The sequence below is a fragment of the Acinetobacter cumulans genome (assembly GCF_003024525.3).
Classification (GTDB): Bacteria; Pseudomonadota; Gammaproteobacteria; order Pseudomonadales; family Moraxellaceae; genus Acinetobacter; species Acinetobacter cumulans.
Genome location: NZ_CP035934.2, coordinates 830,952 through 855,530, shown reverse-complemented (window position 1 = coordinate 855,530; position 24,579 = coordinate 830,952). Strand labels below are relative to the sequence as shown.

The following is a 24,579-nucleotide window of genomic DNA, read 5'->3' as shown; positions in this document are numbered from 1 at the left end:
TTATTTCCCCACGACCTGAATCACGACCAAGATCAACAGTAGGACAACCGTACCGAATGCCATACTCGATGCGTATTCACGCAAAGAACCCGTTTGACGTGAACTTGTGAAGCTGTTACCTGCTTTAACAAGTGCAGGCAATACTAGCCACAAGCCATCAATTGGATCACGACCTAAGATTTTCGCGATAAGCAAATATGGTTTCACGAATACAAGGTTGTATAACGCATCGAAACCAAGTGCATTACGGCAGATATTCGCAAGACCCGCACCCAAAGAAGTTTTAGCAAATGCTTTAACTGCATTGTATGCGAAGGCAAATAACACAACACCAACCACAAGACCTGCAAGTGCAATACCTACAGCTGTGTATTCAGCACTGTGCATGCCATGCTCAAGCGCTTCAGGAACATTAAACGCAGGGATTTGAGCTGCATTTAAAATGTTAGTTACTGGTGCTTTTAATACATAAGCAAGACCTGTTGACAGCACCGCAAGGATGGCCAATGGACCCCAGTAAGTTACACCTTTAATTTCATGGTAAGGCGTGTTTTCTTTACCAAAGAATACAACCCAAATTAAACGGAATGTATAAATAGACGTTAAGAATGCACCTGCAACACCAGTCCAGTATAAGCAATCATATACTGCAACAGCTTGACCTTTCACCCATACCGCACCCAAGATCGCATCTTTAGAGAAGAAGCCGATTGTGATGAATGGGATTGCTGCCAAGGCACCACCACCAATTGCAAAACATGCAAATAGGAATTTGTTCTTATGGAACAAGCCACCCATTTTGAAAATGTTTTGTTCGTGATGGTAAGCAAGAATTACCGCACCAGAAGAAAGGAACAATAACGCTTTAAAGAACGCATGCGTAAGCATGTGGAATAGGCCTGCTTGGTAAGCTTCAGCACCCACTGCCATAAACATATAACCCAACTGACTCATTGTTGAGTAAGCAAGAATACGTTTGATGTCGGTTTGTACCAATGCTGCAAAACCAGCAACCAATAATGTTACCGCACCTGTGATAGAGATAAACATCATCACTTCAGGCGCTTGTTCAAACACAGTGAACATACGGCAGCACAGGTAAACACCTGCTGTTACCATTGTTGCTGCGTGGATCAATGCAGATACTGGTGTAGGACCAGCCATCGCATCTGCCAACCATGTTTGTAATGGAATTTGCGCAGATTTACCTGCCGCACCCAAGAACAACATTAATGCTGTCCAGATTGCGATCGATGAACTTTGTGCCAATACAGTCGGTGCAGCCACAACCACTTCTGCAATGTTTAAAGTACCAAACTGTTGGTAGATTAAGAACAATGCAATTAGTAAGAATACGTCACCCACACGCGTTACAGTGAACGCTTTAATCGCAGCAAAGCCATTTGCAGGGTTTTGGTAGTAGTAACCAATCAATAGATAAGAACACAGACCTACGCCTTCCCAACCTAAGAACAATAACGCCAAGTTATCGCCCAAAACGAGAAGCAACATGCTTGCTACGAATAGGTTGAAGTAAGAGAAGAAACGTGCAAAATCTTCTTCACCACGCATATACCACGTTGCGAAGATGTGAATAAGGAAACCTACACCTGTAATCATGCCCATCATAAGTAATGACAGACCATCAAGATGTAGTGAGAAGCCTGGTGCTAAACCACCAACGCTAAACCAAGTCCACAAATGCTGTGTTGTTGCTACTGAACCGTTATTTACAAAGTCCAAGCCAGCAATCAAAGCAAATAATGCAGATAGACCAACAGAACCCGCACCAATAACCGCTGCAAGTTTTTCAGGTAGGTTATTACGACCTGCCGCTAAAAGGATAAAACCAATGAGCGGAAATAATACTGTTAAATATAAATAGCTCATCCGCGCATCTCACTAGCAGCATCCACATCCAAATGATGGAAGCGATGATAGAACTGAAGGACGATAGCAAGACCGATACAAGCCTCTGCCGCAGCAAGCGTTAAGATCAAGATGAACATGATTTGGCCATCTGGTTGCGCCCATGCGCTCCCTGCCAAAACGAACGCCAAAGCAGCAGCGTTCATCATGATTTCAAGGCTCATCAAAATAAATAGTAAGTTGCGTCGTACCATTACACCGTAAAAACCCAGTGCAAAAAGAATGGTTGCAACGATCAAACCATGTTCTAAAGGGATGTTGCCCATTATTCTTTTTCCTCTTCTGCACTTGGTTCACGTTTACCAAGATGGAATGCTGCAACAAGTGCACCAAGCAATAACATCGCGGCAACTTCAACCAATAATAAGTACTGAGTAAAGAGTGTTGTACCTACAGCTTTAGGACCAACAATTTCCGCACCCATCACCAAAGAAGGTTTGGTGTAGTCTGAACCCAACATCCATACAAGAACGAGGCCCATGAGGAAGCTCATCAACGCAGGATAAGCCCACGCAGATGAAGTTAGCCACTTGCTTTCTTGTTCCATGGTTTGTTGACCCAAGTTCAACATCATCACAACGAATACGAACAGAACCATAATGGCGCCTGCGTATACGATGATTTCAAGTGCACCAGCAAACGGCGCACCCACGATCATGAACATACCAGCAACAGCAAGTAATGAAACAATTAAGCTTAATAAAGCATGTACTGGATTCGTGTTAGTCACAACACGAATCGTAGAGACGATGGCCACAAGTGCCATCAAATAAAACGGCCACATCATGGTAATAGACTCCGTACATCAACAGGCGCACTTTCGCGTTGTGCTTGACCTTTGTCTTTACCTGCAACTGCCATACCGGTTACACGGTAGAAGTTGTAGTCAGGGTATTTACCAGGACCTGAGATAAGTAAGTGTTCTTTCTCATATACAAGGTCTTGACGAACGTATTCAGATAATTCGAAGTCTGGCGTCAACTGAATAGCAGTTGTCGGACATGCTTCTTCACACATACCGCAGAAGATACAACGTGAGAAGTTGATACGGAAAAACTCTGGGTACCAACGACCGTCTTCTTGTTCAGCTTTTTGTAGTGAAATACAGCCAACTGGACATGCAACCGCACATAGGTTACATGCAACACAACGCTCTTCGCCATCTGGGTCACGCGTCAATACAATACGACCACGGAAACGTGGTGGCACGATTTCTTCGGCTGGCACTTCTGGATATAGAATCGTGTCACGTTTACGCGTTGCGTGGCTAAACACCATCCAAAGCGAACGTACAATCGATCCAAACCCGGCTAGAAATTTAAACATTTTGTTCTCCCTGCCCTTACCACAACACAACTGCGGCAGTAACTAGCAAGTTAACTAACGCTAATGGCAAGCAAATTTTCCAGCCAAAGTTCATTACTTGGTCATAACGAGGACGCATTAAAGAGCCACGCGCTAAAACGAACATCATTACAAAGAATGCTGTTTTAATAATGAACCAGAATGCTGCTGGAACATACAGAATTTCAAGGTTGAATGGCGCTAACCAGCCACCGAAGAATAAAGTTACGATTAAAGCAGAGATCAATACTACGTTTACGTATTCCGCAACGAAGAACATACCCCATTTCATACCGCCATATTCGACATGGTAACCTTCCGCCAATTCTTGTTCTGCTTCTGGTTGGTCAAATGGATGACGGTGAGTTACCGCAACACCCGCAACCACGAAGATTAAGAAACCTAAGAATTGAGGAACAACAAACCAAACATCTTTTTGCGCTTCAACAATTTCACGCATGTTGAATGAACCAGCAATTGCCACTACACCCATCAACGAGATACCCAAGAACACTTCATACGAAATGGTTTGAGCAGCAGAACGTAAACCGCCAAGTAATGCATATTTGTTGTTTGAAGACCAACCACCAAACAATACTGCATAAACCGCAATACCTGCCATTGCCATAAAGAACAACAAGCCAATGCTCATGTCCGATACGCCTAAATAAGGCGATACTGGAATAACCATGAACGATAACACCGCAGTTGCCATTGCAACTGCTGGTGCTAAACGGAATGTTAATTTGTCAGCAAATTTTGGTGTCCAGTCTTCCTTAAACATGATTTTAAGCATGTCGGCAACAATCTGGAACATACCGCCCGGACCTACACGGTTCGGACCATAACGGTCTTGCCACAATGCAAGTAGACGACGTTCAATAAACGACATTAACGCAGCGATCAAAACTACAACCAGTAAGATCACAATCGCTTGAACTACAGAGTAGGCAATCGGCCAGTTCTCAGCCCAAAGCGGCGTTTGACGTATTAATTCTTGTTGCATGAATTACACTCCTACCGCGACTGAAACAGGCTCAGCAAGAGAAACCGTTGGTGCTAGACCAATTGGGTAACCAATATAACCTGTCGGTAAATATTCAATTACTTGTACTGGCAATACGATTTCTGTTTCGCCAGCTTTCACTGTAATTGTTTGACCGTCTTGAACATTTAAGCGAGTCGCATCTTGTTCACCTACAGCAAATACTGCTTCAGGAATACGTGTTTCCATTGCAGGTGTTTTCACTGTAAATTCGCCAGATGCAAAAATGTGATGCATTGGCACTAAACGGAAGCTTTCAGCGTTTGCTACTACTGTTGCTGGAGCAACAAAAGTACGTGCTGGACGTTTCGCTAAACGATCGAATAAACGAACGCCTGAATCACCACCTTTCAAGTGACCACCCACGTTGTCTTGGAATTTATTCCAAGCTTGTGGTGAGTTCCAACCTGCAGACCAAGCAAACGGCACCAATGGTGATGGCGTTTGATTACCCACATAACCTTCCATAGAGAACGTTAATGCAGAATCTTTGTCTGTTGGCTGTTTAGGCTCATGAATTGAAAGTGGTGCGCGCATTGCTGTACGACCAGAGTAACGACGTGGTTCACGTGCCACTTTAAGGCCATGTACACGGAAGCCCGCATCTGGTGCTACATCTTGAATTGCTTCAAGTGCAGGTACGTTTTTCGCAACTGACTCGATGACATCATCAAGAAGTGTCCAAGAAATCGCTTTACCTTTCACACCAGTTTCAATGGCATGTAACCAGCGCCAAGATTCTTTGATCGCAAGTTCAGGTTTGTAATAGCTTGGGTCATACACTTGGTAGAAACGTTGTGCACGGCCTTCTTGAGAAACAACAGTACCATCACCTTCAGCGAAGCTTGCTGCAGAAAGTACGATATTGGCTTGTGCAACAGTCGCAGTTTCTGAGTGGTCAAGTACGATTACTTCTTTGCCAGCAAGAGCTGCATCTACTTGAGCTGCAGGTAAACGACGGTAAAGGTCATTTTCAACCACAACAACAGTATCAAAGTCTTGTGCAAATGCTTGCTCTAAGCTTTGGCCACCAAAGATTGCTAAGCCCATTGAGTTCACTTCTGGAACAGTCAATGTAAGACCTGCATTACCAAGGTTTTGTGCAACTTGTGCTGCAGCTTCCATGATTGATGCGTCTTGTAAGCTTGTACCTGAGATGATCAGTGGTTTTTTCGCTGCTTTTAAAGTGTCAGCAATGGTTTGTGCAAATGCTTTCGCATCGTCAGCAAGACCAGTCACTGTTTCACCTTTAACCGCAGCTGCAACTGCAAAGCCTAAACGCGCGATGTCGTTTGGAGATGCAACCACTTCGCCTTCAGCAATATCAGACAAACGTGTTTGTGTCGCAGCAAGAATGTAAATTGGAGATTTAGCATCTTGAGCAATACGTTGTACAGGTTCAGCCAACCAGTCTTGTGTACGGCGCTCTGCAGCCATCTCTTTGCCTTTATTTTTCGCAGCTTGGCGAACAGATAAAGCCATACGAGGCGCAGTTTGAGTCAGATCTTCACCCAAAATTAACACTGCATCATAGCTTTCAATTTCACGCATACCTGGGTTGTAAACACCCTCGGTTTGCATAATAGAAGCGGCTAATTCAACAAGGCTTTGCTCTTTTTGAGACATACCTGTTGAGTAGTTGTCTTGACCAACCAATTCGCGAAGCGCGAAGTTTGATTCAAGTGATGCACGTGGAGAACCAATACCCAATACTTTTTTGCCTTGAACTTTAGCAATTACAGTATCAAGTGCTGTATCTACAGATACAGTTTCTACAGTTGAACCATTACGGAACTGCGGTTGACGTGGACGATCAGCACGGTTCACATAACCTGTACCAAAACGGCCTTTGTCACATAGGAAGTATTGGTTAACTTCACCGTTAAAACGGTTTTCTACGCGACGTAATTCGCCATAACGTTCGCCCGGAGAGATGTTACAACCAGAAGAACAGCCTTGGCATACGCTTGGCGCATACTGCATGTCCCATTTACGGTTGTAGCGTTCTGAGTGAGTTTTGTCTGTAAATACGCCTGTTGGGCAAACTTCAGTTAAGTTACCAGAGAATTCAGACTCTAAAGTACCTGATTCTGGGCGACCAAAGTAAACACGTGACGCATTGGCATACACACCAAAGTCTGTACCACCCGCGTAGTCTTTGTAGTAACGAACACAACGGTAGCATGCGATACAACGGTTCATTTCATGTGAAATGAAAGAGCCTAGCTCTTGGTTGTAGTGCGTACGTTTTGTGAAACGGTAACGACGGCGGTCGTGTTGTGTCATCACAGTCATATCTTGTAAATGACAGTGACCACCTTCTTCACACACTGGACAGTCGTGTGGGTGGTTGGTCATCAAGAATTCAACAATCGAAGCACGGAAATCTTTGGCTTCTTTGTCTTCAACTGAGATGTAGGTATTGTCAGATGCAGGCGTCATGCACGACATCACTAAACGACCACGGGTATCTTCCGGGTTCGCATATTGAGTCACAGCACATTGACGGCAAGAACCGACAGAACCTAAGGATGGGTGCCAACAAAAGTATGGGATGTCAATACCAAGACTCAAACATGCTTGTAGCAAGTTTTCCGAGCCGTTGACTTCATACGATTTTCCATCGACATGAATTGTAGCCATAGTCGAATTCCTTAAGCTTGTTCTACGTTGCTAACTTGAGCAGCAGCATTTACTACTTTTGCTTCAAATTCGCCACGGAAATGTTTGAGTGCGCCCATTAATGGTTCCATCGCACCTGGAGCGTGAGCACAGAAAGTTTTACCAATCCAAAGCTTACGAGTAAGCTCTTGTAAATGGTCAATATCTTCTTTTTTACCCGTGCCATCTTCCAATGCTTTAAGCGCTTTAACCGCCCAAGGTAAACCGTCACGGCAAGGCGTACAGAAACCACATGACTCACGTGCAAAGAATTCTTCGAGGTTACGTGTTGCTGAAACCATACATTGAGTTTGGTCTACAACCATGAGCAAACACGTACCTAAACGTGAACCCGCTTTCATGATGTTTTCTGCATCCATCGGTAAGTCGATGTGTTCAGCAGCCAAGAAGTCAGTTGATGCACCACCTGGTAACCATGCTTTTAGCGTTAAGCCATCACGCATACCACCGGCATGATCTTCAATCACTTCACGCGCAGTTGTACCAAATGGAAGTTCCCATAAACCAGGGAATTTCACTTTACCTGAAGCACCATAAATTTTTGTGCCTGGATCTTTTGATTTACCTTGAGATAAACCAACATACCACTCAGGACCACGAAGCATAATTGCTGGTAAGTTGTTGTAGGTCTCTACGTTGTTTACGATTGTAGGACGACCCCAAGCACCTGCAACTTGCGGGAATGGCGGTTTAGTACGAGGGTTCGCACGGCGACCTTCAAGCGAGTTAATCAATGCAGTTTCTTCACCACAGATATAACGGCCCGCACCTGTATGCACATGTAGATCAAAGCTCCAACCTGTACCGAGGATGTTTTCACCCAAGTAACCTTTGGCACGAATTTGCTCTAATGCTTCGTTCAGGTATTTCGCAGCTTCAATGTATTCGCCACGAATAAAGATATAACCGTGAGTTGCTTCAAGCGTATAACCCGCAATCAACATCCCTTCGATCAATTGGTGAGGAAGATCTTCCATCAACAAACGGTCTTTGAACGTACCTGGTTCCATTTCATCGGCGTTACAGATGAGGTAACGAGGACCTGAGTTATCATTTGGCGCCATAAGCGACCATTTAATACCTGCTGGGAAACCTGCACCACCACGGCCTTTTACAGTCGCAGCTTTAATCACGTCCAGTACTTCTTTCGGTTGCATACCTAAAGCTTTTTTGAAGCCTGCATAGCCTTCAAGTGCTTCATAGTCGTCTGCACCACGAACATTCGCTTGCTTGCTTAAACGCCAAGTGAGCGGATGAGTTTCTGGGTTACCGTCGCCATAAATTGGTTTTGGTTCAGTATTCATACATACTTCTCCAATAACTGTTTAATTGATGTCACTTCAACTAATCCGTGAGTATCTTCATCAATCATCAACGTTGGACCTTTATCACAGTTTCCTAAGCAGCAGATTGGAAGCAAAGTGAAACGACCGTCTGCAGTCGTTTGACCAAACTGGATGCCTAATTCACGCTGGAATGCTTCTGCCAAAGTTTCTGCACCCATCAAGAAACACGCAATTGAATCACATAATAAAATTACGTGACGGCCAACTGGTTGACGGTAAATACGGTTATAGAATGTTGCTACACCTTCAAGGTCAGCAAGTGTCATGCTCAGCAATTGAGCAATCGCATTCATTTGTGCATCATCTACCCAGCCATTACGACGTTGAACGCATTTTAATGCATCCAAACACGCTGCACGTGGGTACGGATAATGCTCAATGTGATGTTGGATATCGTGAATTTCGTCCGCAGTCAAAATCCCTTCAACATTCACACGTGGCTTTTTATCAGTCAAAATCATCATAATGCGTTACCCCTTAGCGATCCACGTCAGCCATTACGACGTCAATTGTCGCTAAATAAATGATTAAGTCAGATACAAGACTGCCGTTAATCACAGAAGGCATTTGCTGTAAGTGCGTGAAGGTTGGTGTACGAATACGCGTACGGTAACTCATCGTCGACTTATCAGACGTGATGTAGTAGTTCGACGCACCTTTCACCACTTCTGCCATTACAGATGCTTCACCTGCAGGCATTACAGGACCCCAAGATACGCTCAAGAAGTGCGTAATCAGCGTTTCAATATCTTGTAATGTCTTATCTTTTGGTGGTGGAACAGCCAGTGGATGATCTGCTTTGTACGCACCAGAAGGCATGTTGTCTAAACATTGCTTGATGATTTTGAGTGATTCTTCAATTTCACGGAAGTGAACAAGAACACGTGCATAAGCATCGCCTTCGTACTCTAACGGTACATCAAAGTCGTAGTTTTCATAGCCACTGTATGGACGGTACTTACGTACGTCAAAATCGATACCTGTAGCACGTAAACCTGTACCTGTTACGCCCCATGCCAATGCAGATTTTGCATCGTACTGAGCAACATTACGGGTACGACCGATGAATACTGAGTTTTTAAGCGCAGCAGTATAGTACTCTTTCAAACGACCTGGCATCCAATCCAAAATTTCACGGATTAGTTTGTCCCAACCATTTGGTAAGTCATGCGCAGTACCGCCAATACGGAACCATGCTGGGTGCATACGGTAGCCTGTGATCGCTTCGATTGCGTCATAGATTTTTTGACGATCGGCGAACATATAGAATACAGGCGTCATACCGCCGGCATCCTGAATCGCAGTACCAATAAACAGCAAGTGGTTATTAATACGGAACAATTCAGACATCATGACACGGATACATTGCGCACGGTCAGGTACAGTAATACCCGCCATTTGCTCCACGCCCATCACATAAGGCATGTTTTGTGCACAACCACCTAAGTAGTCCACACGGTCTGTATACGGAATGAATGAGTGCCAAGTTTGACGCTCAGCCATCTTCTCTACACCACGGTGGTGATAGCCGATGTCAGGTACGCAGTCTTTAACTTCTTCACCGTCCAACTGCAAAATTACACGGAATGCACCATGCGCAGATGGATGGTTAGGACCCAAGTTCAAGAACATGAAGTCTTCGTCAGCATTGCCACGTTTTAGACCCCAATCTTCAGGTACAAAACGTAGGTGTTCTTGCTCGAAATCTTGCTTCGCTTGGTTCTGCATATACGGTGTATATTCAGTTGCACGCGCAGAATATTCTTTACGAAGTGGGTGACCCTCCCAATATGTTGGCAACAAAATACGACGGAGCATTGGATGCCCTTCGAAATTGATACCAAACATGTCGTAGGCTTCACGTTCATACCAGTTCGCATTCGGCCAAATGTTGGTTGCAGTTTGGATGTTTAAGTCCGATTCGCTTAACGCAACTTTGATACGAATGTCACTGTTACGCTCTAGCGATAACAAGTGATAGAACACGGTGAAGTCAGACGCAGGTAAACCGTCGCGGTGCGTACGTAAACGCTCATCTACCGCAGACAAGTCAAACAGCATAACGTAAGGACGTGACACTGTACGCAAGAACATTAATACGTCTTGTACACGTGCGCGCTCAACCCAGACTGTTGGAAAGTCTTCGAAAGTCGTTTGCACATAGAAGTTCTCACCAAATTTGGCTTTGAGCTCTTCTACAATTGCAAATGCTGGGCGTGAATCAACAGGCGTTGATTCTGGCATAGCAATTTCAGTTTCAGCCATTAGCTTGGCTTCCTATTTAATACAAATTCAGTCAACCTAAACGACAATTACACCCATGTAGGGTGCATCAAACATTTGTCGTTTAAATTATTTAATTTCATCCATAGAGCGCAGGTTTTTCACAGCAATACGCTGTGCTTGTTTGCGGTCACGTTCTGGCTGCATCTTTGGCTTATACACTGGCTTAAGATCATCACCAATTACCGCAGACAATGGGCGGCGCTCGAGTTGAATTTGGTCTTGCAATAACATTAATGCTTGAATTAACGCTTCAGGACGTGGTGGGCAACCCGGAATGTACACATCCACAGGAATAATTTTATCCACACCTTGTACAACTGAGTAGATGTCGTACATACCACCTGAATTTGCACATGCACCCATAGAAATCACCCACTTAGGTTCAAGCATTTGTTCATACAAACGTTGAATTACAGGGGCCATTTTCATGAAACATGTACCAGCAACAATCATCACATCGGCCTGACGCGGTGAAGCACGAATTACTTCGGCACCAAAACGTGATAAGTCATGCACGCCTGTTAAGGTCGTTGCATACTCTACGTAGCAGCATGATGTACCAAAGTTAAACGGCCAAACTGAGTTCTTACGACCCCAGTTTACTGCTGTATGCATCAAGTCCTCTAAACGAGTCATGAATACATTTTTATTCACTTCTTCTTCAAGCGGATCAGTAACGATTTGACGCTCTTGAAGTGGATATTGATCAGCATCCGGATTCGCACGGGTTAATGTATATTTCATCCCGTCTTACTCCTTATCAGATGACGCAGCCGCTGATTTTTTCACACGGCCAGAAGATTGAGCTGGAATTTGACCAGTAGGGTCAATTACCAATTCTTCAATTGAGTTAAAGCGGGTAATTTCAGCAAGGTCCATAGTTGGTGAACCAATTTTAGGTTTAATCCCTGCTGCTTTACGTTTGTCTGATGGTGACCAGTTCAGAGCACCAGTAGAGAATTCGTAAATCAAACCAACGAGTAAAACTAAAATAAATACGGCAGCAGCTGCAAAACCAATCCAGCCCACTTCACGCACTGATACAGCCCATGCATAAAGGTATAGTGCTTCTAAGTCGAAAACGACAAAGAAAATAGCCACTAAATAGAATTTTGCAGACAAGCGGATACGAGCACCGCCTGCACCAACAACACCTGACTCAAACTGCTCTTGCTTAGCACGGCCCCACGATTTACCCCCTAGGAGTAACGGGACAGTGAGCATAAAGACGCATAGAAACGTAACGCCGATCACGAAGGCAATAATTGCCCATTCGTATGGAGTAATGGCACTCATGCGGGGATAACTCCTGGCAGGCCTAATTTATTAACAAAGAATGTATGTATTGGCCTTCAAATACACCAAACACAAAATTAATCCCGCCAATTGTACCTGATTTCTGATTTCACTTGCTAGTTCATAAGCCTTAGTCTTTTGGATGATTTTTTGGACATTTTTAGCTATAAGCTACGCTCTGGCTGTATTTTCAAGCAAATCATCGCTTTATTAAATAATTTTCCAAGTTATGATTATTTTTATAAATTTTCATCATTTTCACGCCAACACACCACAAAAACACATATTTTAATAAAAAATATCACCAACCGATCAAATAAAAAAATATGTTAAATAATTTATTATTTTCAATAAAAATATCACAATACGATAATTTTAATAATTTTTACCACATCAATTATCCCCCAATGAAACATTATTCAATTTATTTTTTCACCAATAGTTTAGCTTGCGATAAGAATTAATCCTCTTTTTTTTAAACATAGCTCATATTCAAACGCAGGCACATTTGTATTTTTTTGCAACAAATTCAAGTGACCTATCTGCTTTTAAAAAGAATTATGCTATTCCTAATTAAAACAACTTAAATAGAACCTGAGGGAGCAAGAAATGAATTTAGAATTCACACACAAACCAAACTATTTTTTGTTTGCCCAGCTGATTGTTCGTCATATTGAAAATTATATTGAAAAGCACCCAGATGCGAACAATGCCATTTTTGATTTGCGCGATATCTATGAATTGTTCCGTCAAGATAAAGCCTCTGCCACCACAAATCTCGATGGAATTTTAAATATTGCTGATGAATATAAAGTGGAAACACTCAATGGCGATGAAAAGCTCATTAGTCGCTATAACATTGATGCTCAAAATAACTCACTGCTGATTGACTTTAATAGTAACGCATTAGATAGCCTAAAAAATGGCAAGAAAATTATTCCGCCTGATGCAACAGTTTATGAATAAAGTACGACCTAGCTTAAAAGAGCGTATAAAAAGCCATTCTTGAAAGAATGGCTTTTTTATGTGATCTGCAATGAAAACTCAGTCACCTATGGTTTTAATATTATATTTACTATGAATCTGTATTGTCTGACTCATTGCGCTCAACAGACTTTGTCCGTTTAAAGCGATTTGCAGGCCATGTCATGGTAAAGCGTGCCCCACCCAAACGCGGACTTTCATCGATCACCACTTGTCCACCAAACCAGTAAGCAATACGACTCACAATTGAAAGCCCTAAACCATAGCCACCTGAAGCACGAGTACGACTATCATCCAAGCGGGCAAACGCTTCAAAAATACGAGTACGCTCTTCTTCAGGAATACCCGGACCATCATCTTCTACACAGACATAGGCATTGCCAAATTCATCTAAACCACCACTAACTACCACACGATTATCGCAATAGCGCACAGCATTGCCCATCAAGTTTTGTACTACGCGATGCAAATAGCGTCGCTCTGCATCAACTTCTATATGCAAAGGTGGTACTTGTAGCTCAAGGGTTTTGCCTGTTTTTAAAGCTTCAGTTTCTATAACCACCTGATCCAAGAGCTCAAACAATGAAACTTTTTCAAATTCTAAAGAAGGCATGCCCTGCTCTAGTTTTGCATAAGTCATGATCTCATCAATTAAGGTATTGAGTGCCTCAATATCTTTATCAATCATTTCTACCTGTTGTAAACGGTACTCATAGTCATCTTCGTCGGCCAACATTTCCATGGCAAAACGAATACGTGCAACTGGGGTACGAAGCTCATGCGATACCGCTCGCATTAATTCACGCTGCGCCTCTATGAGACGTTCAATATGATCAGACATATTGTTATAACTGGATGCCAAGGAACCCATTTCGTCCGCACTATCTACAGGTAAACGAACCGTCATATCGCCTGTTTTCATTTTATTTAAGGCAAAATTAACCGCACGTAGTTTGCGCTGCATCGGCACCAGCAAGCCATACACACCAAGACTTAAGACAAATAAGCTTAATAAAGTAATGCCTGCTGCCAATTGAAAAGGCATCCAATTAAATAACGGTACAGGCCCCATAACCAAGACTTCAGACGTTGAACTTGGAATAGGAGAAACGATAGAGATGGTTGTACCACGTACAGAAGCACTGTCGCGATATAAAATAATACTGTGATCTAAACGTAGGCGTCCTATTTGCTCTGAATCTAGAGGCAAATCTTGCACATTTTGAATTTCAATTGGATAAGTAAAATAATGTTGAATCTTTTCTAGATATTTCTTTTCTTGTCCAGGATAGTAAACCAAATAATCCAATACAAATACCGGCAATGCCTTCATTTGCCGTTCTGTAATTTTATCTGCCTTAATATATAACAAGTGCTCAGGATCTTCCTGCAAGCCCATAATAATATAAGCAACATCCGTCTGAGCATCCCAACGCACCACGGCTTTACGCTTTTCTAAACGCTTGGCTTCTGCACGTGTTAAATCAACTTTTTCGGCTTTCACATAGTAAATAGGTAATTCCAGCAAAGCTGATGCATCTGAAATCCAATCCATTTTTTGTTGTGGATTGTTCTGACGTGCCACCCCTTCACTGATGATATACGCCATACCATCGGTTAAAGTCTCGCGATATTCTTGCGCACGCTGATAGTTAATAATCTGTACCAGTAAATAACTGAACAGCGCTACCAGCACCACAAGTATGACTAAACCTGTGTATATGCGCAAAAAAATACTATGTTTTAACAATTAGGGTGTCCTACAGCTCAAACTGGTGAAACGGCATCGCTTAAATGCCGTTGGTTTCTTTAACAAAAAGATAACCCTTACTACGAACTGTTTTAATTCGTTTTGGATTTTCTGGATCATCACCAATTTTTGGACGAATACGAGAAATACGTACGTCGATTGAACGGTCTTGGCCATCGTATTCAATACCACGTAGGCGTTCAAAAATATCTTCACGCGACAGGATACGCCCAGCATTCGATGCCAACAACCATAAAAGGTCATATTCCGCACTAGTAAAATCAACAAGTTCATTGTTTAAAGTGACTGAACGACCACCGTTATCAATTACGAGATCATCAAATTCAATGCGCTGCGCTACTTCTTCTTCTGGTGCTTTGTCTGTGCGACGTAACAATGCGCGAATACGTGCAAGCAATACGCGTGGTTGCACAGGTTTTGCTACATAGTCATCTGCACCCATTTCTAGACCCAATACTTGGTCCATATCTTCAGTACGTGCAGTCAACATTAAAATAGGTTGATGATAATGCGGACGCACTTCGCGACAAATGGTTAAACCATCAGCGCCTGGAAGCATTACATCAAGCACAACAAGATCTGGTTGTTCAGCAATGATACGACGAATCGCACGATTACCGTCTGGCTCTACCCCAACCTCTAATCCATTACGGATTAAATATTCTTGCGTTAAACGTGCAAGACGCTCGTCATCTTCAACAATTAAAATTTTTGGTAACTTTTCTTCTTGACTCATGTGAAGCCCCTTTATAGTAGTGCTTAGGTATCCTTTTGAAATCCAATAGATACGGCTAAATATAATTTGCAATATACACACGTTTACATTGTAAACAAGAGGGCGTTCACCAAACTGATACATCAATGCAACTTTTGATTAAAACTTATGGAGACTTTGAATTCCTTATCTTTTTTCTTTATACACCCACAAATTCCTGCCTTTTATTTAAAAATTAAGCGATAAAATGAATATCGATTTGCAACATTTTTATACATCTGGTGACTCTATGTTCAAATAACTTTTTATACATTTTTACTTATCCACAAGGTTATCTATAAGCACTTAATCCTAGCTTTGTTATGCTAGTGCCTTGTCTAATAAGGCATATACAAGAATCATAAAAAAAATGGATTTTTTTGCGATTGCGTCAAGCCAAAACCGATCGAAACATTTAGATAAATGTCAATATTGATCTAGCCAAATTTTTCCCGTATCTTGTGTCCAATTCACTTTTAAACCACTAAGTCTTGTGTTTATTCCTCAAACACTGTGGCATATTTTTTGCCCAGTTCAAACGGCCCTGAACATAACAATAGATGATAATGGAGCTATGCTGACATGAGCGTAATTACTTCAACCCCAGGCCAAATTCAGGTGATTAAACGCACCGGAGACGTGGCTACTTTTGATGCAGAAAAAATTTCTGTAGCAATTGGGAAAGCGTTCTTGGCTGTTGAGGGTCAACAAAGTACTGACTCTAGCCGTATCCACGACCGTATTTCTCAACTTACCGAGATGGTATTAAATACGTTCAATCGCCGTTTGCCTTCTGGTGGCACAATCCACATTGAAGAAATCCAAGACCAAGTTGAACTTGCACTAATGCGTACTGGCGAGCAAAAAGTTGCTCGTGCATACGTTATTTATCGTGACCAACGTGCAGAAGCGCGTAAAGCGACAGGTGCACACCATCACCCTACACTACAAATCACAGGTGCGAATGGCCAGCTTCAACCTCTAGATTTGAGCGCTTTAGAAGCCAATGTTGTAAAAGCAGCTGAAGGCTTAGAAGGCATTGACGTTCAAGCGATTGTTGAAGAAACCGTTAAAAACCTCTACAACGGCGTAAAAGAGTCAGACATCTCTACAACGATGATGATGGCAACACGTACACGTATTGAACAAGAACCAAATTACACATACGTGACTGCGCGTTTACTCCGTAACGAGCTTGTAGCAACTGGCTTAGAGTTTTTAGGTTTAGATGTAGAAACCGCTGAAGGTGATGCACTTGAGACTTTCTTAAAGAAAGGTATCGAGCTTGATTTACTTTCTCCAGAACTTCTTAATTTTGACCTTGCAAAATTGGCTGCAGCAATCAAACCTGAACGCTCAAACCAATTTACATATTTAGGTCTACAAACTTTATTTGACCGTTACTTCATCCACTCAGATGGCGTACGTTTTGAATTACCGCAATTGTTCTTCATGCGTGTTTCTATGGGTCTATCACTCAATGAAGCAAACCGTGAAGAACGTGCAATCGAATTCTATGACCTATTGTCTAGCTTCGACTACATGGCTTCTACGCCCACCCTATTTAACTCAGGTACGCTTCGTCCACAGTTATCTAGCTGCTACTTAACAACCATTGATGATGACTTGTTTGATATTTATGGCGCAATGCGTGATAACGCAATGTTGTCTAAATGGGCAGGCGGTTTAGGTAACGACTGGACTCCAGTTCGTGCGCTTAACTCTTACATCAAAGGTACGAATGGTAAGTCACAAGGTGTTGTACCGTTCCTTAAAGTTGCCAACGATACTGCTGTAGCGGTAAACCAAGGTGGTAAACGTAAAGGTGCAGTATGTGCATACCTTGAAACTTGGCACTTGGACATCGAAGAATTCCTAGAGCTTCGTAAGAACACAGGTGATGACCGCCGCCGTACGCATGACATGAACACAGCAAATTGGGTTCCTGACTTATTCATGCAACGTGTATTTGAAGATGCTGAATGGACACTATTCACACCTTCTGAAACGCCTGATCTGCATGACTTAACAGGTGCTGAATTCGCTGAGCGTTATGCTTACTACGAAGCAATTGCGAAAGAAACAAATATGTTGCACAAGAAAATCCGTGCAAAAGATTTGTGGCGCAAAATGCTGTCTATGTTGTTTGAAACTGGTCACCCTTGGATCACATTCAAAGACGTATGTAACCTACGTTCACCACAACAACACGTGGGTGTAGTTCACTCTTCTAACTTGTGTACAGAAATTACGCTGAATACAAGCAAAGACGAAATTGCAGTATGTAACTTAGGTTCGATTAACCTTGTACAACACGTTCAAGGTGGTGTGTTAGACCGTGAAAAACTTGCGCGCACAGTGAAAACTGCGGTTCGTATGTTAGACAACGTAATTGACATCAACTACTACGCTGTTCCTCAAGCACGTAATTCGAACTTGAAACACCGTCCAGTTGGTATGGGCATCATGGGCTTCCAAGATGCACTTTACGAAATGAAATTGGCTTATGGTTCAGAAGCTGCGGTTGAGTTTGCTGACGAATCAATGGAAGTTATTTCTTACTACGCAATTGCAACATCTAGCGACTTAGCTGTTGAACGCGGTACTTACGAAACATTTAAAGGTTCATTGTGGGATCAAGGTATTTTACCAATTGACTCGCTTGACCTTGTTGCAAAAGCACGCCCTGAGCGCATGTTTGAAGTTGACCGTACAACACGTTTGGACTGGGATACTTTACGTACTAAAGTTCAAAAAGACGGTATGCGTAACTCAAACGTGATGGCAATTGCACCAACTGCAACCATTTCGAATATTTGTGGCGTATCTCAATCAATCGAACCAACATTCCAAAACTTATATGTGAAATCTAACCTTTCTGGTGAATTCACTGTAATCAACCCGTACCTAGTACGTGCGTTGAAAGACCGTGGTCTTTGGGATTCTGTGATGGTGAACGACCTGAAACACTTTGAAGGTTCTGTTCAAAAGATTTCTCGTATTCCTGAAGAGCTTAAAGCGATCTTCGCGACTGCGTTCGAAGTTGAGCCACGTTGGATTGTGGATGCTGCATCACGCCGTCAAAAATGGATCGATCAAGCACAGTCTCTTAACCTTTACATCGCTGGTGCAAATGGTAAGAAACTGGACATGACATACAAAATGGCGTGGTTACGTGGTCTTAAGACAACTTATTACCTACGTGCATTAGGTGCAACATCTGCTGAGAAATCTACAATTAACACAGGCGCATTAAACGCAGTTAAACCTGCAACTGTAGCAGCGCCAGTAGCCGCGGTTGCAGCTCCAGAAGCAAAACCAGAAGCTCCTGCAGAGGAAGACGGCTTTGCAAATGCAGCGCCAGTGCCGCAAGCATGTTCAATTGACAACCCTGATTGTGAGGCTTGTCAGTAAATAATCCTCCCCGACCCTCCTTTTTCAAAGGAGGGAGATTCCTTGAAGCAAATGGCGGGATGCAAGTCCCCCTTTGCAAAAGGGGGATTTAGGGGGATTCAAAATTTAAGCAATAAAAAAGCCCTCTAGCGTCCGTCAAAACTAACTAGAAGGCTTACAATCTCGAAGTGATACCAAAATGGTCACGAAGAGGCTGGCATATATCAATGCGGTGATAATTCTACCATTGAATTATTATTCGAGCCAGTACAAGTCATTTTGATTTGTAAAGGAACGAGCCATGGGACATATCAAAAGTGTACATGTTCGCTCATATATTCGACGTCGATTTAATCGATTCGAAAATGTATGTGCACACTATCGTAGTCAACCCAAGTAATTGAGATGACTAGAGAGGCTCTTTAGCCTCTCAACTTTAACTGTAAAGGGGGAACCATGATGCACATGACTCATAACTATCAAATAGGGCTAATTGCTTTGGTAGTTTCCTTTATTTTGACCTTTTACGTTCCAATTGCTTATTTCTGGTTCAAAGCCCATAAATCGCGTAATCAACATAAATAATACTGCGTGTTTATCTAGACTTAAAACTTATTTATTTCCTAGTCACCGCGTGAATTCGATCATACCAACACCGACTAGTTTTTCTTAAAGACCTCGATTCTATCGGGGATTTTCGACGTGGATTAAAAATATAAGTCAATGATTTTTATTGATTTTTTCAATAAAACATAAACAACAACTAATGCTATAAAAATCAAAAAATTATATGACAATTATAACTTCAATGGTTAATTTAGCATCCGACTCATCTATCAAATTTAGCCAATAAAAACTACAATACCTCCCAAATTTATTAAATAACTAAATCGCCTAACTTTACAAAATGTTTGTTTGTTTTTAAGACATTCATCCATGTTTTGTAAATAAGTGAAGCGTATAATTTGTGAGAATTGATATGTCTATCCTAAGTTGGGACGATTTCGAAGATGATGAACCGAAACAAGCTGCACCAGCACAGCAGCCTGCGCCCGTCGAACCGCAAAAAGCGGCTGATTCGCAAGTGGTATCTCATGCACAGCAACCACAGACGAATTTGGCAGTTGCACAACCCGCTGGAACCAATCCAGCCCGAGGAGCAACAGCACATTCAACCAATTCGTTGGAAAGAGCATCTGCTGCCCTAAGTAATTTAGATGTAGCACCAGGCTTAGAAGAGTTGGAAATGGGTGCGCAACGTGTTCAAGTTGACGACAAAGCGATGATTAACTGTCGTGCTGACTTGAACCAACTTGTACCGTTCAAATACGAATGGGCTTGGCAAAAATACCTAGACGGTTGTGCAAACCACTGGATGCCTCAAGAAGTTAACATGACTGCGGACATCGCGTTATGGAAGTCTGAAAATGGCTTAACTGAAGATGAGCGTACGATTGTAATGCGTTCACTTGGTTTCTTCTCGACTGCTGACTCATTGGTTGCAAACAACTTGGTATTAGCGATTTACCGTCACATTACCAACCCTGAATGCCGTCAGTACATTTTACGTCAATCGTTTGAAGAAGCGATTCACACTCATGCTTACCAATACTGTATCGAATCTTTGGGTATGGATGAAGGCGAAGTCTTCAACATGTACCGCGAAGTTCCATCTGTAGCACGTAAAGCTGCGTGGGGCTTAAAATATACTCAACAGTTAAGTGATCCTACTTTCCAAACAGGTACAGCTGAAACTGACCAAATCTTGCTTCGCAATTTGATCGCATTCTACTGTGTACTTGAAGGTATCTTCTTCTACTGTGGTTTCAGTCAAATTTTGTCTATGGGCCGTCGTAACAAGATGAACGGTGTTGCTGAGCAATTCCAATACATCTTACGTGATGAATCTATGCACTTGAACTTTGGTATCGACATGATTAACCAAATCAAGATTGAGAACCCGCACCTTTGGACTGCTGAATTCCAAGAAGAAGTTGTTCAAATGATTCTTGAAGGTACAATGCTTGAAATCGAATATGCGCGTGACACGATGCCACGTGGTGTATTGGGTATGAACGCTGGCATGATGGAAGAATATTTGAAATTCATCTGTAACCGTCGTTTAAGTCAGCTTGGTTTACCTGAGCAATTTGCTGGTGTGAATAACCCATTCCAGTGGATGTCAGAAATGATGGACTTGCGTAAAGAGAAGAACTTCTTTGAAACTCGCGTAACTGACTACCAAACTGGTGGTGCGTTAAGCTGGTAATCGAAAGATTCAAAAAATCCCGTCCTAATGGCGGGATTTTTTATTTCAATAAATAATGTTAGAATTCATTAAAATCAAAAACTTAAAATAAAATATGACAGAAGCTCCGCTGATTCAGCAAGGCATTATTCACTATTATTCTGGAAATAATCGTTCAGGCATCATTCAATCTGAAAAACAGCATTATATTTTTGATGCTGACACCATTTTAATTGAAGACACAACTTTATATAAAAATGCTTCGGTCTATTTCTACTATCAAGCAGATAGTAAAAAAGTTACAGCCCTTTCTTCTGATAAAAATCAGCTAGTCTCGTATGTACAACAAATCGACCAAGACCATAACAAACTGATAGAAGTTGAAAGTTCTAGTACAGAAAAATGTGACAAAAAGGAAACTTCTTTAAAAGACAAAATTAAACGTATTCAAGTTCTCAATAAACGCCAAAAACTCATCTTTTATAGTTGTAGTATGTATTACTCCTGTATTGCATTGTGGGTGTGTAATTCAGATCGTTTTCTAGGCTTAAAATTTCACATTTGTTATCTACTTATCATTGCAATCATTTTTATGATCATCTTTATACAAGATAATAAATTAACCCATACTGGATTGATCTGGCATAGTTTTGTTTTTACATTATTATTCTTTCAATTAACACTCTATGAATTACATAAATACCCAGAAACACTAAAGTTTCAAAGCCAAGAACTCTTATCTATTCGGGAAAACTTTGTTGAAGGGATCATCCATAATGAATATAAATCCGTCGGTTCAGGTAAAAGTCGCAGGTCGTGGACAGATACCGAACTACATACTGCACAAGGGGATATTTTCACGATTTACTGCGATTTCATAGATACTTACGACTCCTGTGATCGTCTCAGTTCACTTTCAGAAAAACCTGTCCGCATTGGTTATGCAAAAAATATAAATCAATATACGACTCACCATGTACTTTTGCTATCACTTAGCAGTACTGATCTATCTATCCCAAAAAGTGCGATGATCAATACCTATCAAGAGCAGAAAAATACCATTTTTATTTATCTATTCTTAATACTGTTACCTCTTTATTTAGGGCCAATGCTTTTACAGATTGATTATTTTCGTAACCCCCCTGAATCGAATATCGATGACTCTCCGCAGTTAGCCATCGAATGATCTTTTCAACATAAATAAAAATAAAAGCTGCAACAATGATATTTCTATTAAAAACTCTTCGTCACACTCAAGCCCGCACTCCAATTTCGCCCTTCTGCTGGCTCAAAAAAGCGCTTATTACTTTCATTCACAATCACAGAACCCGAATAATCTTTATCAAATAAATTATCCACACGTGTAAAGGTATTAAATGCCCAGTCATTCACTGTCCATTTGTAGCCGATATTTGCAACAGCAACCACATAACTCGGTGCTGTATCCGAGTTAATATCATCTACATAAACTTTATCGCTATAACGCACATCAACACCTGCGTGTAAACCAGTTTCAGGTTTCCACCCTAAAGCTAAAAACGCCTGATTTTTGGCAATCCCCGGAATATTGTTGCCGTTTGGAATTGGGCTAATCCCTGCAATATCTACCGTGTCTTTATCAAAAGTTGCATCTATATAGCTATAGCTGGCTTGTGCGGTCAAATCACGCCATACATCTTTTTGCCATGACAATTCAATGCCTTGTCTTAAAGTTTGGTCGGCATTACGAAAGGTTGCCTTACCGCCTTCATTTTTAAGAGGCACAATGTCATCTTGAGTCAGGGTATAAAACGCAGCAGCGGTAAATTTCCCCAGTGCATTATCCGACTTTAAACCCAGCTCATAGGTTTCACTTTCGGCCGCTTTTAAACTAAAAGGCGTGTTTGTTGTGACTGCTGGATAAGCCATTTCAGTAAATGTAGGCGTTTCAAAACCTTGCGCATAGCTCGCATAAGCCATCAGTTCAGGAGCAATCTGCCAGCTCAAAGCCAGTGAGGGCAACAGTTTTTGATAATCCGTTTTACCTGAGTTATCACCATTACTTAAAAAATGATCTTCGGTTTTAAAATGCACATTGCTATAACGCAACCCCACATCAACACTTAAAGCATCATTGATCGCATAAGATGCTTGAAGATAAGGATCTAGATTCCATAAAGTATTGTCTTCATTACGGCGAAGTTCACCTTTAACCCCCAAGGTTTCGCCAATAAAGTTTTTATAACCGCGACGTTCTTCAGTCATTGCGTCTATTGCAACACCCGCAATCAGTTTTAAATTAGGCAAAAGTTCTTTGCCTGTCCAGCGCAGATCTGTACCATAAAAATTACGATCAAAATCAATCACACCGCCTGCATGATTGGCACCGCCCTGCGCTGTTTGCGGAATCGATTGATATTGCGTGACTGAACGCTGCCCTGCATAGGCCATGGCATAAATTTCGTGCTGATCATTAATCGGTTTATTCCACGTTAAACCTGTTTGCAGCTGCTCAATATCTTTGCGAGCGTTGTATAGCAATACATTTTTTGCGACTTGCTTAGGATTTTCTTTCCAATCTTTTTTCTCTAAACCACCCGGATCATCTGCATCAATTTTAACGTAATTAGTTATCCAATTAATTTTAGAACCATCATCTAAATTCCACGTCAGTTTTGCATTGCTTAAAACTTTATTAGCCGCGCTGTGATCTCTAAAACCATCTGTATCAAAATAAGATGAACTTAATATATAGCTCGGTTCGTTGGCATTTTTTGCACCGCCTTGCAGTACAACACTGGCCTGACCTTTATTTTCGCTACCGCCTGAGTAACCCAACGTAATGGAGTCCTGCCCTTGCCCTTCACGGCTTGTGGTTAGAATTGTGCCGCCTGATGAGTTGCCATATAGTGAAGACAGTCCGCCACCCAAAACCTCAATATGATCAAGGCTATTTAAATCAATATTCGACGTTTGGCCTTGTCCATCTGGCATGGTCGCAGGAATTCCATCAACATATAAACGCACTCCACGTACACCAAAACTTGAACGAGCGCCAAAACCCCGCATGGAAATTTGCAAATCTTGTGCATAGTTTTCACGGTTATTCAGCTGTAAACCCGGCACACCTTTTAAGGCTTCGGACAGGTTAACGTTCATGCCTTTTTGTGGCTCTTGCTGGATGTAATACGCAGATGCAGGTGTCGCCATGACATCTCGATCAGTTCGAGTGGCTTCTATGACAATGGTATCTAATGTTTGAACTTTTGTTGTGTCATCTACCGCATAAACACTCTGTCCAATACATGCAATCAATAAAGATAACGTCGTTTTTAAAAATGGGAAATTCTGCTGATCATACATAAATGACAAACCTTATATTTAAGTCACTCAATAAAAATTGTGCAACATGAGCACATTATCTATTTTTAAAATCTGTATTTTTTTGAACATTCTAATGACATATTGTGTGATATGGTTTTTTAGCAACAAATCAACATCACTTTTATGCGTCAATCGTTT

The 24,579-nt window shown here is 41.8% G+C and carries 18 protein-coding genes; 4 read left to right on the top strand and 14 right to left on the bottom strand.

Annotation, left to right across the window (positions count from 1 at the left end):
• The 11 genes from nuoL to ndhC all read right to left on the bottom strand — a co-directional run bounded on the left by nuoL (position 1) and on the right by ndhC (position 11,928).
• Positions 1–1,890 carry an NADH-quinone oxidoreductase subunit L gene (gene nuoL, locus C9E88_RS04010; protein ID WP_106985489.1) on the bottom strand — a complete coding sequence of 630 codons (1,890 nt, stop codon included), beginning with the start codon at positions 1,888–1,890 and terminating at the stop codon, positions 1–3.
• The gene (gene nuoK, locus C9E88_RS04005) at positions 1,887–2,195 is read right to left on the bottom strand and encodes an NADH-quinone oxidoreductase subunit NuoK (RefSeq protein WP_005007970.1); all 309 of its coding nucleotides are present in this window, start codon (positions 2,193–2,195) and stop codon (positions 1,887–1,889) included. The genes nuoL and nuoK overlap by 4 nt, the downstream gene beginning before the upstream one ends.
• Positions 2,195–2,713: an NADH-quinone oxidoreductase subunit J gene (nuoJ, locus tag C9E88_RS04000; RefSeq protein WP_171406245.1), complete on the bottom strand. Its 519-nt coding sequence runs from the start codon at positions 2,711–2,713 to the stop codon at positions 2,195–2,197. Before nuoJ ends, nuoK begins: the two co-directional genes overlap by 1 nt.
• Positions 2,713–3,255: an NADH-quinone oxidoreductase subunit NuoI gene (gene nuoI, locus C9E88_RS03995; protein ID WP_106985487.1), complete on the bottom strand. Its 543-nt coding sequence runs from the start codon at positions 3,253–3,255 to the stop codon at positions 2,713–2,715. The genes nuoJ and nuoI overlap by 1 nt, the downstream gene beginning before the upstream one ends.
• 16 nt (positions 3,256–3,271) lie before the next feature.
• Positions 3,272–4,279, bottom strand: a complete 1,008-nt coding sequence (gene nuoH, locus C9E88_RS03990) for an NADH-quinone oxidoreductase subunit NuoH (protein WP_106985486.1) — start codon at positions 4,277–4,279, stop codon at positions 3,272–3,274.
• A 3-nt stretch (positions 4,280–4,282) separates the two neighbouring features.
• Positions 4,283–6,961 (bottom strand): NADH-quinone oxidoreductase subunit NuoG, encoded by a 2,679-nt coding sequence (gene nuoG / locus C9E88_RS03985; RefSeq protein WP_106985485.1) that lies wholly within the window; start codon positions 6,959–6,961, stop codon positions 4,283–4,285.
• 11 nt (positions 6,962–6,972) lie between these two features.
• Entirely contained in the window at positions 6,973–8,304 is a 1,332-nt protein-coding gene (gene nuoF / locus C9E88_RS03980) for an NADH-quinone oxidoreductase subunit NuoF (protein ID WP_106985484.1), read from the bottom strand.
• On the bottom strand, positions 8,301–8,810 hold the full coding sequence (gene nuoE / locus C9E88_RS03975) for an NADH-quinone oxidoreductase subunit NuoE (RefSeq protein ID WP_106985483.1): 510 nt from the start codon (positions 8,808–8,810) through the stop codon (positions 8,301–8,303). The genes nuoF and nuoE overlap by 4 nt, the downstream gene beginning before the upstream one ends.
• 13 nt (positions 8,811–8,823) lie before the next feature.
• Positions 8,824–10,611 (bottom strand): NADH-quinone oxidoreductase subunit C/D, encoded by a 1,788-nt coding sequence (gene nuoC, locus C9E88_RS03970; RefSeq protein WP_106985482.1) that lies wholly within the window; start codon positions 10,609–10,611, stop codon positions 8,824–8,826.
• Between the two features lie 87 nt (positions 10,612–10,698).
• A complete protein-coding gene (locus tag C9E88_RS03965; RefSeq protein WP_086212662.1) occupies positions 10,699–11,376 on the bottom strand; it encodes a NuoB/complex I 20 kDa subunit family protein in 678 nt (225 codons plus the stop codon).
• Between the two features lie 6 nt (positions 11,377–11,382).
• Positions 11,383–11,928 carry an NADH-quinone oxidoreductase subunit A gene (gene ndhC, locus C9E88_RS03960; protein ID WP_106985481.1) on the bottom strand — a complete coding sequence of 182 codons (546 nt, stop codon included), beginning with the start codon at positions 11,926–11,928 and terminating at the stop codon, positions 11,383–11,385.
• A 609-nt stretch (positions 11,929–12,537) separates the two neighbouring features.
• Between ndhC and C9E88_RS03955 the strand changes: the two genes are divergently transcribed.
• Complete coding sequence (locus C9E88_RS03955) at positions 12,538–12,894, top strand: hypothetical protein (RefSeq protein WP_106985480.1); 357 nt, start codon at positions 12,538–12,540, stop codon at positions 12,892–12,894.
• A 109-nt stretch (positions 12,895–13,003) separates the two neighbouring features.
• On the opposite strand, the gene bfmS is transcribed toward C9E88_RS03955, so the two are convergent.
• Together bfmS and bfmR are read right to left on the bottom strand one after the other, a co-directional pair.
• A complete protein-coding gene (gene bfmS, locus C9E88_RS03950; RefSeq protein WP_106985479.1) occupies positions 13,004–14,662 on the bottom strand; it encodes a sensor histidine kinase BfmS in 1,659 nt (552 codons plus the stop codon).
• Positions 14,663–14,702: 40 nt separating this feature from the next.
• Positions 14,703–15,419: a response regulator transcription factor BfmR gene (gene bfmR / locus C9E88_RS03945; RefSeq protein ID WP_106985478.1), complete on the bottom strand. Its 717-nt coding sequence runs from the start codon at positions 15,417–15,419 to the stop codon at positions 14,703–14,705.
• A gap of 600 nt (positions 15,420–16,019) precedes the next feature.
• Here bfmR and C9E88_RS03940 point away from each other — a divergent pair.
• The 3 genes from C9E88_RS03940 to C9E88_RS03930 all read left to right on the top strand — a co-directional run bounded on the left by C9E88_RS03940 (position 16,020) and on the right by C9E88_RS03930 (position 22,264).
• Positions 16,020–18,851 carry a ribonucleoside-diphosphate reductase subunit alpha gene (locus tag C9E88_RS03940; protein WP_106985477.1) on the top strand — a complete coding sequence of 944 codons (2,832 nt, stop codon included), beginning with the start codon at positions 16,020–16,022 and terminating at the stop codon, positions 18,849–18,851.
• A 958-nt stretch (positions 18,852–19,809) separates the two neighbouring features.
• Positions 19,810–21,099 carry a ribonucleotide-diphosphate reductase subunit beta gene (locus C9E88_RS03935; RefSeq protein ID WP_106985476.1) on the top strand — a complete coding sequence of 430 codons (1,290 nt, stop codon included), beginning with the start codon at positions 19,810–19,812 and terminating at the stop codon, positions 21,097–21,099.
• A gap of 94 nt (positions 21,100–21,193) precedes the next feature.
• On the top strand, positions 21,194–22,264 hold the full coding sequence (locus C9E88_RS03930) for a hypothetical protein (RefSeq protein WP_106985475.1): 1,071 nt from the start codon (positions 21,194–21,196) through the stop codon (positions 22,262–22,264).
• A gap of 47 nt (positions 22,265–22,311) precedes the next feature.
• Here the strand turns inward: C9E88_RS03930 and C9E88_RS03925 are convergent, their stop codons facing one another.
• Positions 22,312–24,420 carry a TonB-dependent receptor gene (locus C9E88_RS03925; protein ID WP_106985474.1) on the bottom strand — a complete coding sequence of 703 codons (2,109 nt, stop codon included), beginning with the start codon at positions 24,418–24,420 and terminating at the stop codon, positions 22,312–22,314.
• Positions 24,421–24,579 lie beyond the last annotated feature (159 nt).